This window comes from Ensifer sp. ENS10 (assembly GCF_014852025.1).
Classification (GTDB): domain Bacteria; phylum Pseudomonadota; class Alphaproteobacteria; order Rhizobiales; family Rhizobiaceae; genus Ensifer.
On record NZ_JACVAS010000017.1, the window covers coordinates 81,106 to 91,757 of the forward strand.

The 10,652-nt window shown below is 62.9% G+C and carries 10 protein-coding genes and 1 pseudogene; 7 read left to right on the forward strand and 4 right to left on the reverse strand.

Going from position 1 to position 10,652, the window contains the following annotated elements:
• The first annotated feature begins 7 nt into the window (after positions 1-7).
• Positions 8-715 carry a glutamine amidotransferase gene (locus IB265_RS34330; protein ID WP_057252135.1) on the forward strand — a complete coding sequence of 236 codons (708 nt, stop codon included), beginning with the start codon at positions 8-10 and terminating at the stop codon, positions 713-715.
• Positions 708-1,421: an MOSC domain-containing protein gene (locus tag IB265_RS34335; protein WP_057252134.1), complete on the forward strand. Its 714-nt coding sequence runs from the start codon at positions 708-710 to the stop codon at positions 1,419-1,421. The genes IB265_RS34330 and IB265_RS34335 overlap by 8 nt, the downstream gene beginning before the upstream one ends.
• Here IB265_RS34335 and IB265_RS34340 read toward each other — a convergent pair.
• Together IB265_RS34340 and ssuD are read right to left on the reverse strand one after the other, a co-directional pair.
• Positions 1,411-2,895 carry an FAD/NAD(P)-binding protein gene (locus tag IB265_RS34340; protein WP_244495663.1) on the reverse strand — a complete coding sequence of 495 codons (1,485 nt, stop codon included), beginning with the start codon at positions 2,893-2,895 and terminating at the stop codon, positions 1,411-1,413. The two genes, IB265_RS34335 and IB265_RS34340, sit on opposite strands and share 11 nt — an antisense overlap.
• A complete protein-coding gene (ssuD, locus tag IB265_RS34345) occupies positions 2,892-4,073 on the reverse strand; it encodes an FMNH2-dependent alkanesulfonate monooxygenase (RefSeq protein WP_057252133.1) in 1,182 nt (393 codons plus the stop codon). Before ssuD ends, IB265_RS34340 begins: the two co-directional genes overlap by 4 nt.
• 185 nt (positions 4,074-4,258) lie before the next feature.
• Between ssuD and IB265_RS34350 the strand changes: the two genes are divergently transcribed.
• The 4 genes from IB265_RS34350 (at position 4,259) to IB265_RS34365 (ending at position 7,714) form a co-directional block, all read left to right on the forward strand.
• The gene (locus tag IB265_RS34350) at positions 4,259-4,807 is read left to right on the forward strand and encodes a flavin reductase family protein (RefSeq protein ID WP_082615924.1); all 549 of its coding nucleotides are present in this window, start codon (positions 4,259-4,261) and stop codon (positions 4,805-4,807) included.
• Between the two features lie 180 nt (positions 4,808-4,987).
• Positions 4,988-5,995: a taurine ABC transporter substrate-binding protein gene (gene tauA / locus IB265_RS34355; protein WP_057252132.1), complete on the forward strand. Its 1,008-nt coding sequence runs from the start codon at positions 4,988-4,990 to the stop codon at positions 5,993-5,995.
• 79 nt (positions 5,996-6,074) lie between these two features.
• On the forward strand, positions 6,075-6,866 hold the full coding sequence (locus IB265_RS34360; protein ID WP_112997242.1) for a taurine ABC transporter ATP-binding protein: 792 nt from the start codon (positions 6,075-6,077) through the stop codon (positions 6,864-6,866).
• Positions 6,863-7,714: an ABC transporter permease subunit gene (locus IB265_RS34365; RefSeq protein ID WP_113133758.1), complete on the forward strand. Its 852-nt coding sequence runs from the start codon at positions 6,863-6,865 to the stop codon at positions 7,712-7,714. The genes IB265_RS34360 and IB265_RS34365 overlap by 4 nt, the downstream gene beginning before the upstream one ends.
• A 25-nt stretch (positions 7,715-7,739) precedes the next feature.
• Here the strand turns inward: IB265_RS34365 and IB265_RS34370 are convergent, their stop codons facing one another.
• Both IB265_RS34370 and IB265_RS34375 read right to left on the reverse strand, forming a co-directional pair.
• Complete coding sequence (locus IB265_RS34370) at positions 7,740-9,146, reverse strand: FAD/NAD(P)-binding protein (protein ID WP_057252130.1); 1,407 nt, start codon at positions 9,144-9,146, stop codon at positions 7,740-7,742.
• Between the two features lie 322 nt (positions 9,147-9,468).
• Complete coding sequence (locus IB265_RS34375) at positions 9,469-10,080, reverse strand: alpha/beta hydrolase (RefSeq protein WP_057252129.1); 612 nt, start codon at positions 10,078-10,080, stop codon at positions 9,469-9,471.
• A 419-nt stretch (positions 10,081-10,499) separates the two neighbouring features.
• Here IB265_RS34375 and IB265_RS37130 point away from each other — a divergent pair.
• Positions 10,500-10,652 (forward strand): annotated as a pseudogene (locus IB265_RS37130) (molybdate ABC transporter permease subunit); the annotation flags it as partial.

Consider the following 10,652-nt stretch of genomic DNA (forward strand, 5'->3'; position numbering starts at 1 on the left):
ACGGATGATGACTGCAAAGAAGGCCGTTGCCGTGCGGCACGTGCATTTCGAAGACCTTGGCACCTTTGCGGCTCCGCTGCACGCGGCAGGGTTTGATATCGAGTATCGAGATGTCGGCGATGCAGACTATCTTTCGTTCGATCCGCCCGAACCGGACCTTCTCATCGTGCTCGGTGGCCCGATCGGCGTCTATGAGGATACGACCTATCCTTTCGTTGCGGACGAGGTCGCGATGCTGCAAGCGCGTCTTGCTGCCGATCGGCCGACCGTTGGCATTTGCCTGGGTGCGCAACTGATCGCTCGAGCGCTCGATGCTCGCGTCTATTCCTCCGGCATCAAGGAGATCGGCTTTTCGCCGCTGAGCCTCTCTGCTTCAGGCCTCGCCTCACCTCTCCGTCATCTCGCCGACATTTCCGTGTTGCACTGGCATGGCGACACCTATGACCTGCCGCCCGGCGCTGACTTGCTGGCGTCGACGCCGCAGATCGCACAGCAGGCTTTCATGCGTGGACGGAAGGTCCTCGGCCTGCAGTTTCATCCTGAGGCTGAAACGGGTGCTGCCTTCGAACGCTGGTTGGTCGGCCATGCCTGCGAATTGGCGGCAGCAGGATTGAGCGTGCCGGATCTTCGTGCCGATGCCCAGCGCTTCGGCCCCGGTCTGAAGCGCGCCGCCGCAGCGATGATTGGCGATTGGCTGGAGCAGATCGATGATTGATCGGCAGCCGATCACGCTCGACGCCTTGCTCGTCGGCAGCCTCGCGCCGATCGACGATCGGGGAACCCTGAGCGGTATCGACAAACATCCGCTGGACGGCGCCGTTGAGCTCTGTGCCACTGGCTTTTCCGGCGATCATCAGGGCGATCTCAAAAGGCACGGCGGTGTCGACAAGGCCGTACATCACTACCCGCGGGATCATTATCGGGCCTGGACGGACGAAATCGGCTTCATACCGCTGTTAAAACAGCCGGGCGCCTTCGGCGAAAATCTCTCGACCCTGGGCCTGACGGAGGGCGATGTCGCGGTCGGAGATCGGTTTCGCCTCGGCGGCGCCCTTCTGGAAGTGAGCCAGGGCCGGCAGCCCTGCTGGAAACTGAACCGTCGCTTCGGCTTGCCCGACATGGCGCGGCGCCTTCAGCAATCCAGCCGCACCGGCTGGTACTATCGCGTCATCGAAGCCGGACTGGTTTCGGCCGGCGAGCGAATGCACCTCGTCGAGCGCCGTCATCCCGAGTGGACGATCGCCCGGCTCTGGCACTTTCTCTACGTCGATACGCTCAATCGCCACGCGCTTGAAGAGATCGCCAATCTTGCCATTCTCCCGTCTAGTTGGCGGGACTATGCGGCCAAGCGCCTGCAGACGCGCATGGTCGAGGACTGGTCGCGGCGTCTCGATGGTGAAACCACGCCGGTCAATGGCTAGCAGCGCCGCGGACGGTCGTTACCGGCCTTCGCTGGATTTTTGCCACGGAAGCGACACGTCGGCCGCTTCGCTCAGGCTTCAGCAGCATGCCTGCAATCTCTTCGGCGACGAAAATCGCGTGATCGTTGACCTGTGGCAGGCCCATGAGTTCACCGAAGGTACCGCGCGCCAGCGGTCCGGCAACGATCAGCGATGGCTCAGCCGTGCCGTTCACCCCGATCGCGCGGCTTGCCTCGTCGCAGGCGAGCCCCAAACCCACGTCATCCAAACGTAGCCATCCCTGTGAAGCAAGGTCTGCAAGCCAGCCCTGGCTCGAGAGGATGCCGGTATGGGCCGGGCCGGTCGTCACCACACAGGCATCGAACAGCAGGCGCTCCCGGTGACCGGTGTGTCGGTGACGGATATCGACGGCGATGACATGACCGCGTCTCTCCACCTCCTCGATCGAAGCTCCGAGAATTCGGAGCCGCCCTTGCTCCAGCCCATGCAGGATCCTTCCATCGATCTGCGGCGCCACGCGAAAACGGTGAACGTCCCAGAAGGGACGCAGATGGCGCACGAGGCGGCGGCGCTCCGCCACCGGCAGGGCCCGCCAGATCTGGCCACCCTGGCTGCGAAGCGCGTCGAAAACCCCATGCCAGTTCGTACCGATGTCTGCCGCGTCCTGCACGGCACGTCGGACCCGCTTCAGTAGTTCGAGCGCGGTTCGCACCGGGTCGCTGGTGAAATCGCCGAACGGCTCCTGGGGCACTGCGGCATGGCCGCGTGACCGCAAGCCCCGGCGTGAAAGGGCGACGACCGGCCCGCGATGGTCGGCGAGCCCCAGCGAGGCAATCACGTCGGCTGCCGTCAGCCCGTTTCCGACGACAAGGACGTGATCATCGGTGCGGATGCAAGCCAAGGCACCTGCGACCGTGGAATCGGTCACATAGCGCGGGTGGCCGTCAAGTGCCTGATCCAGGCGCCGGGGGGCACAGGGCGCCGGATGGGTGGTGGCGATAACGACGATATCGGCCAGCAGTTCGGTGCCGGCTGAGCTACTCAGACGCCAACGATCCCCGTGGCGCTCGATATGCGCGACACGTTCGCGCCGATGCTCGACCCTTCCACTTTTCAGGAACGGTGCGACGAACTCGCAGACGTAGCGACCAAAGACCGCTCGGCGCGGATAGAGATTGCCATCGACCGCCAGAGCCTCGGGATCGCTGCGCGGTTCACCTTTTGCAGCCATCCAGTTGAGGAAATCGTCGGGATCATCGGGGATCAGGCTCATGCGCGCGGCCGGCACATTGATACGGTGCGCAGGATTGTCCGTGTCATAGGCGAGGCCCGCGCCGAGGCGCGCCCGCGGCTCGAAGACGATGATGCTCGCGCCGTCGCTTGCTGCGTTCCGCGCGAGATTTGCAGCGACCGCCGCACCGGTGAAGCCGCCGCCGACGATTGCGATCACGGTTCGGCGCGTCGGTCCTGTCACGATTGGGAAACCTTCAGTTTCGGACGATGATCGCCGGCAATCGTCTCGCCAAACGGCCCGGTGTTGATCGACGCTTCGCGGGCCGGAACCGCATGGGCAAGCGGCAGGTTCGGCAGCACCAGTTCACCGAAACGATAGGCCTCCTCCAGATGCGGATAGCCGGACAGGATGAAACTATCGATGCCCGCCTGACGGTATTCCTCCATGCGAGCCTTCACCTGGTCGGGGTCGCCGACAAGGGCCGTGCCCGCGCCGCCGCGCACCAGGCCGACCCCGGCCCAGAGATTCGGAGCGACTTCAAGTTTGTCCCGTCGGCCGCCATGCAGGCGGCTCATGCGGCTCTGACCAACCGAATCCATACGCTCGAACACCTTCTGTGCGGCGGCAATCGTGTCGTCATCGACATATTGTATCAGTTCGTCAGCCGCCTGCCATGCCTCCTTGGCGGTTTCGCGCACGATCACATGAAGGCGGATGCCGAAGGTCACGTCCCTGCCCTCGGCATCGGCGAGCGCACGAACTTCGGCAATCTTCCTGGCAACGTCCTCGACAGGCTCGCCCCAGGTCAGGTACTTGTCGATCGTGCGCGCCGCCACTTCCTGGCCCTTGCCTGAGGAGCCGCCGAAATAGAGCGGCGGATGCGGCTTCTGCACCGGCTGGAACAGGAGCTTCCCGCCCTCGATATCGAAGTGGTTTCCCTTGAAATCGACTTCTTCGCCGCGAAGCACGGCTTTGTAGATGTTGAGGAACTCCTCGGTCAGCTCGTAGCGCTCGGTGTGCGAGAGGTGGATACCGTCGCCCTTGTTTTCGATCGGGTCGCCACCGGTGACGACGTTGATCAGAAGCCGCCCATTCGAGAGCCGGTCGAGCGTCGCCGTCATGCGCGCCGCCAGCGTCGGTGATAGAAGGCCTGGCCGCACCGCAATCAGAAACCGCAGTTTGTCCGTGAGCGGCGCTAGTGCCGAGGCTACCACCCAGCTGTCTTCGCAGCTGCGCCCCGTCGGGATGAGAACCCCGTAGTAGCCGAGCGAATCGGCCGCTTGAGCCACCTGCTTCAGGTAGTTGATATCGACATTGCGGCCGCCGCGCGCTGTGCCGAGATAGCGGCTGTCGCCATGGGTCGGCAGAAACCAGAGAACATTGATCTTTTCGGGGATTTTTACGGGCGCAGTGTTCATCGGCAAATGCCTCCTCGTAAGTTCGTTTCGGCAGCCATGATCGCCTTGCCGACTGCAAAAAACATAAACTCTATAAAATTTATTGACAATCAAAAATCAGGCTATCATTTTTGATGCGAGGAAAAATTTTTCTCGTATCGCCGGTTTGCGATCGGGAATTAGGCGAAATTTTCGAGGGACTGGCCATGACGATCGCGCTCGCCGCATCTCCAGCATTCGACGCAAGTATTCCAACCAGCAACGGCTACGAGCCGATCACGGCGCCCGCCCTCAAGGTGGCGATGCGCAATTTCTCAGGGGGCGTCTCCGTGATTACTGCCGGCATCGGGGACGACCGGACGGGAGCTACCGTCACCTCGGCGACGGCGTTGTCGGTGGACCCGCCGACCATGATCGTCAATATCAACCGGACGTCTTCGACCTGGCCGATCATCCAGCGCTACCGGCATTTCTGCGTCAACGTCCTCTCGCGAGAGCACCAGAGGGTGGCGGAGCGCTTCTCCGGCCTGGATGGAGCCAAGGGCCCTGCCCGCTACGAGGGAGCCGACTGGGTTCGGCTGGCAAGCGGCGCGTCAGCGTTGAGCGGGGCATTGGCCGCGATCGACTGCGAGGTTGAGGAAATCATCGAGCGCCACAGCCACGCCATCATCCTCGGCCGGGTCGTGGCGATCAGCGCGGGCTCCGGCGAGCCGATCGTCTACCACAACGGCCGCTACGGCGGCCTTGATCTCTAGCCTCTCGGCAAGGCCCCGGCAGGCGCACGAAGCTGCGCCGAAACGGCTCTATTTTGGAATGGGACCACTGCGGTTCAGAGAAATGCGGAAATAAATTATCTATATAAAATCCACCTTTTTAATCAGCATTGTGATGAGGCTCCGCAGCGGGGCCAGGACCCAACCGTTGAGGAGCACACAATGACGATCCGCAGACGCACCCTTCTTGCCGCAAGTGCGGCCCTGCTTCTGGCCAGCCAGGCCACTTTCCCCGCTCACGCCGCCGAAACGACGCTGACAATCGGTTACCAACCGATCGTCGAGCCGTCTCGGGTGCCGCAGGCGGATGGCACCTACGAAAAGGTCACCGGAGCCAAGATCGCCTGGCAAAAGTTTGATGGCGGCGCCGACGTGATCGCCGCGCTCGCCTCCGGGTCGATCGACATCGGCTATGTCGGCTCGTCGCCGCTCGCCGCTGCCGCCAGCCGGCAACTCCCCCTCGAAACCATCTTCGTCGTCGGACTGATCAGCGAAGCCGAGGCCCTCGCAGTCAAGGGCATCGACAAGCCGGAGCAGCTTGCTGGCAAGAAGATCGCGACCCCCTTCGTTTCGACGGCGCATTACAGCCTGCTCACGGCCCTGAAACACTGGAACATCGATCCGAAGTCGGTCGAAATCCTCAACCTTCGCCCCCCGGAAATCGCGGCTGCCTGGCAGCGCGGCGATATCGACGGCGCCTATGTCTGGGATCCGGTGCTCTCCGAGATCAAGAAAACCGCGACCGTGCTTGCGACCTCGAGCGACGTGGCGAAATGGGGAGGTCCTACCTTCGATGCCTGGATCGTCAGCAAGAAGTTTGCCGAGGAGCATCCGGATGTCGTGACCGGCTTCGTCAAGGTGACCGGCGACGCCTATGCGGATTACCGCGCAAGGCCGGAAAGCTGGAACGCCGGTTCGCCGCAGGTGGAGAAGATCGCCCGCCTCACCGGTGCAAAGCCTGAGGAGGTGCCGAACCTGCTCAAGGGCTACTATTTCCCTTCGCTTGAAGAGCAGGCAGGTTCCGATCTCTTGGGCGGAGCGACGGCCAAGGCCATCGCCGAGACCTCGGCCTTCCTGCTTGAGCAGGGCAAGATTCCCGCGGTGCTTCCGGATTACACGCCCTACGTCTCCGCCCGATGGGCGCAGGAGGCAGCGAAGCTCTCGTTCTGAGACCCGCCCCGTTCGATAGCTCGCCCGTCTCAAAGAGCCGGGCGAGTGTCCGACGTGCCACCCAATATGGAACAGCAGGATGTCCGTTCTTTCCCTCGAAAAGGTCACGCTGCGTTATGCAGCTTCCGACAGCAGGGCCGCCCCTGTTCTCGCTTCCATCGACCTCAAGATCGCCCGCGACGAATTCGTTGTCGTCATCGGCCGCTCCGGCTCGGGTAAGACCAGTCTTCTCAATCTGGCGGCTGGCTTCGTGGCGGCAAGCAGCGGTCAGGTCTGCGTCGATGGCCGGCCAGTTGCGGGTCCGGGTGCAGATCGGGCCGTGGTTTTCCAGGACGATGCGCTCTATCCGTGGCTGACCGCTCTCGACAATGTCGCCTTTCCGCTTCACCTGCGCGGCGTTGCGAGGCCGGAGCGGCTGGAGAGAGCGCGGAGCCTCCTCAACCGGGTCGGTTTGCCCGATGCGGCGGACCGACACGTCTGGGAGCTCTCCGGCGGCATGCGCCAGCGGGTCGGTATCGCCAGGGCGCTTGCCTCAGACCCGAAGTTCCTGCTGATGGATGAACCGCTCGGCGCACTCGACGCACTCACGCGCAGCCGGATGCAAGGGTTTCTTCTCGATGTCTGGCAGAAGAGCGGCGTCGGCGCACTCCTGATCACCCATAGTATCGAGGAAGCGCTTCTGCTCGCGACCCGCATCATTGTGCTCGCGCCTAATCCCGGGCGCATCGCCAGCGAGATCGCAACCACGTTCGGTCGTGATCTTCTGACCGGTGTATCGCTCGCCGAGATACGCAGTTCGCCTGCGTTCCGGCGCTTGCATGACGAACTGACCGCTCTCATCCATGCCGAAGACGAAGGGATCGCCGCATGAGCCTCTCGATCGAAAGCGCCCCGTCGACGACGCATCAACCGCGGGGCATCGTCGAGCAACCGGAACGGGGCACGACGAGATCGCCGCTACCGCTCGCCTGGATATCCCTGGCGACGATCGTCGCGTTGCTTGCCCTTTGGAGCCTTGCCTCAAGCTATGGTCTCGTCTCGACGCTCTTCCTGCCCTCGCCGCTCGCCGTCTACAAGGCTCTGCAAAGCCTCGCCGTCACAGGCTTCGTCGACGCGACCCTCGCCCAGCATGTAGGCGCCAGCCTTCTGCGGATTTTCGGGGCTCTTGCAGTCGCAATCCTCCTCGGCGTGCCGGGCGGTATTGCCATCGGCACAAGCCGGCTCGGGAAAGGCATCCTCGATCCGATCGTGGAATTCCTGCGCCCCCTGCCGCCGCTCGCCTATTTGCCGCTGGTGATCATCTGGCTGGGAATCGGCGAGGCCTCCAAGATCGCGGTCATTGCGCTCGCAATGTTGCCGCCGATCATTCTGTCCACGGCGACCGGCGTCAAATCCACCTCGAGCGATCACATCAACGCGGCCCGCGCCTTTGGCGCGTCGCGGCTGCAGGTGCTACGCCACGTCATCCTGCCAAGCGCCCTGCCTTCGGTCCTGACCGGGACCCGGATTGCGCTTGGTGCAGGCTGGTCGACGCTGGTGGCCGCCGAACTTGTCGCGGCAACGCGCGGCCTCGGCTTCATGATCCAGTCTGCTGCCCAGTTTCTGGTGACCGATGTGGTGATCGCCGGCATTGTCGTTATCGCGGCCGTCGCTTTCGTCTTCGAGATAACGGCGCGCCTGCTCGAGCGATGGCTGGTACCGTGGGCGACACGACGCTGACGCCCCGGGAGATCGCGTTGTACCGTCACCCGGTTTTCAGCGTCACGCGATGTCGGGTGGCGATCAATCGCGCCGCCGCATAGGTCTGAGTCACGATTTCGGGCACCAGGTCGATGTCCGGCAGGCTGCCGACGCCGAGCGGTCCGATCGCATAGAGGTTACGCGTCGGCTGCCCGGCGGCCAGAACTTCGCCAGCCGGGCTGACGGCAATCCCAAGACTGAGTTCGTCCGGCTCCGCCAGGCCACCGGCAAAAAGGCTCTGCATCAGCGGTGCCCGAAGGTCCGGCGCCGAGCAGCGACAGTCGATCACCTGATCGGCGGAAAGCAACGTCTCCTCGCTCTCACCCGCCCAGCGCACCATCAAGCCATCAGGACGGCGCTTGCCCGCCCAGCCCTTCCGAATGGTGGTTTGCCCGCCGGCAAGCTCCTGCTGGAGCCGCAGGTGCAGGGGCGCCGGCAGGCGGTTGCGGTGGCTGTCATAGATCGACCGAAGGTGCCGGTTGAACCGGTGCTTTTCCTCCTCAGGCAAAGATTGCCAGAGAGAGCGAGCGCGCCTGCGCAGGCCGTTCATGGCCGCCTGCCAACCAAGGCCGGAAGCTTCCGCCTCCGCGCAAGCCTGCCGGACGAAGCGAACGATATCGCCGAGCCGGGTCGGCATCGGCTCGACAGGGAAGGTCGGCGCCGCAGCGAGGCGCGTGTGTGGCTGCGGCAGAAAGCCGTGCCGGGAGAGAATGGTGATCTCGCCGGCAAAGCCGTTGTCGCGCAATTGCAGCAGGCGGTCGACCACCCGAACGCCGCTACCGAGCAGGACCGTATGACGCGGCACGACGAGGCGGCGGGCGCGCACCAGCGGCTTCTCCTCCTCGGCGATCTCCATCTCGCCCTGGCGCAGGCCGAAACCGGTTGCCAGCACGACGGCATCGCACTCCACCGTTGCTTCCTCCTGCACCACCAGGAAGCGGCCATTGGCTTGCTTGCGCAGCCCCAGTACCGCCTGACAGGAAAGCTGCATCGAAATATCGGGGCGGCGGGTCAGCGCTTCGGAAAAGCGCTGATAGACGTAGTCGCTGAAGATGCTCTTCGGCACGAAGATCTGCTGAAAGCCGGGAATTGCGGCGGAAACCGCCGCGCGGAATTCGGCATTCGCCAACAGCCACTCATTGAAATCCTCCGGCTGGCCGGCGGCGACCGAAAGGTCGCGCACTCGGCTGTTGAGGATCTCGCCACTCTGGGCGGCGGCCAACACCTGCCCGCCGCTGATCGTCGGCTGCGGATCGAAGAGGTGGACGTGGAACGCAGTCCGCACCGACTTCATCAGCGCAATGGCCATCATCACGCCGGAAAAGCCTCGGCCGATGATAGCGATATGCGGTTTGGCTCTCGCAGCGGCTCCCTCGGGAGCGACCTTCGCAAACAATCCATGGACAGTCATCTGCACTCTCCCATGGCCGGTTCTCCCCGGCGAAGTCTCAAATGCATGGCTGTTTCGGTTCGGAACGCGGACACCGACCGAATTGTGAATATTGCCGACCAAGGTCTCGATATACGACATAGTCGCGGGGTCGGGAAAACATAGCGCCCGCCGCGGCAGCGGCCGAGCCCGTATCCGTTGTTCTGGTTGGCCTGGCACTTTGGTGCATGGTCATCCCTAGACGGCATACTCTATAAAGTTAGTGCGCTATTAGAGCGCGAAACGATCTGAACATCAAGTGCCATGTGGAAGAGCCCGTCGGGCTAGCTCTCCTTACAGGGCTTCAGGCCAGGCCGCTCGGCACGGGTGAGCGGTCCATGACCTCAAGTTCGATCGGTTGCGCACGCGCCGGCTCCCGGCGCGCGATGCCGTTCAGCACGCGCAACAGATCATAGCCATGCGACCAGCGGCCGAAGCCACTGGCGATATTGATATGGCCGGCATAGCCAAGGTCGACGAGACGGCTCCCCCATCGTGTCGAAACGTGCCGCAGGCGATCGAAAGGCATATAGGGATCGTTGAGGCTACCGACGACGAGGCTGGAAAAAGGGAGCGGCAGGTCGGGCATCGCGCCGAAATCGATGGCGCCGGGATGCAGGCGATCGGTGGGGTCAAGGTCGCAGGGCGCAACAAGCAGTGCGCTGCGCACATGTCTTGCCAGGGGACGCCGCGCCAGGTTGGCAACAAGAACCGAGCCGAGGCTGTGGGCCACCAGGTCGACGATTCCATGCCGGAGGATTTCGCGTTCGAGAGCATCGCGCCAATCATCGAGCCTCGGCCGGTTCCAATCGACCTGTTCGACCAGTGCGGCATCCGGGTGATCTCTCAACCAATGGCGTTGCCAGTGTCCCTCGTCGGACCCGAACAATCCCGGAATGATGAGCGTTTTTGCCATGACATCAATCTCTTGCGAAGGCGATCCGGGAGTTACAACGACCCGTTGCAAGCAGGTCCGGTTCTGGATCGACTATGCGCAAGCGACAGATGGTGGAGAAGCAAGGAATGCCTAATATCTATAAATTCGATAGTATTTATTTTCTTATCTGAAGTTCACGTCCACACGATCGACAATCCGGCATGGAACTATATTCGCAGTAGAGTGTTTCCATCGACGCGGCTCAAAAGCGAAATCAGTTTCCTTGTGACCCGTCCCAGCGTCAAAAAATTGCGTTGTTGGAGCCCGTGAAATTGTTAGTTTGGCGCCGAAATACACCGGCGCTCTGACAAGCCGGCCAACCGGCGACTTGATGATCGGTTTGGATGAGGGGATGGCGCGACCGTTTGCGGTTGCAGGGCTGAAAAGGTGACTGGAATTTGACGGACCGACGCAATGGGAGCCGCTGGCGATTTCGCCAGCCGAGTGTTTTGCCTGGCTTTGGGCTGTCGCTCGGGATCACGCTGAGTTGGCTGGTGCTGATCGTGTTGATCCCGCTGTCGGGGCTGGTGTGGCGGGCAAGCGGGCTCGGC

Bases quoted from the DNA above. Each gene is read 5' to 3' on its own strand.
- IB265_RS34330 (WP_057252135.1), top strand. From the start codon at position 8: ATGACTGCAAAGAAGGCCGTTGCCGTGCGGCACGTGCATTTCGAAGAC.
- IB265_RS34335 (WP_057252134.1), top strand. From the start codon at position 708: ATGATTGATCGGCAGCCGATCACGCTCGACGCCTTGCTCGTCGGCAGC.
- ssuD (WP_057252133.1), bottom strand. From the start codon at position 4,073: ATGAACACTGCGCCCGTAAAAATCCCCGAAAAGATCAATGTTCTCTGG.
- IB265_RS34350 (WP_082615924.1), top strand. From the start codon at position 4,259: ATGACGATCGCGCTCGCCGCATCTCCAGCATTCGACGCAAGTATTCCA.
- tauA (WP_057252132.1), top strand. From the start codon at position 4,988: ATGACGATCCGCAGACGCACCCTTCTTGCCGCAAGTGCGGCCCTGCTT.
- IB265_RS34360 (WP_112997242.1), top strand. From the start codon at position 6,075: ATGTCCGTTCTTTCCCTCGAAAAGGTCACGCTGCGTTATGCAGCTTCC.
- IB265_RS34365 (WP_113133758.1), top strand. From the start codon at position 6,863: ATGAGCCTCTCGATCGAAAGCGCCCCGTCGACGACGCATCAACCGCGG.
- IB265_RS34370 (WP_057252130.1), bottom strand. From the start codon at position 9,146: ATGACTGTCCATGGATTGTTTGCGAAGGTCGCTCCCGAGGGAGCCGCT.
- IB265_RS34375 (WP_057252129.1), bottom strand. From the start codon at position 10,080: ATGGCAAAAACGCTCATCATTCCGGGATTGTTCGGGTCCGACGAGGGA.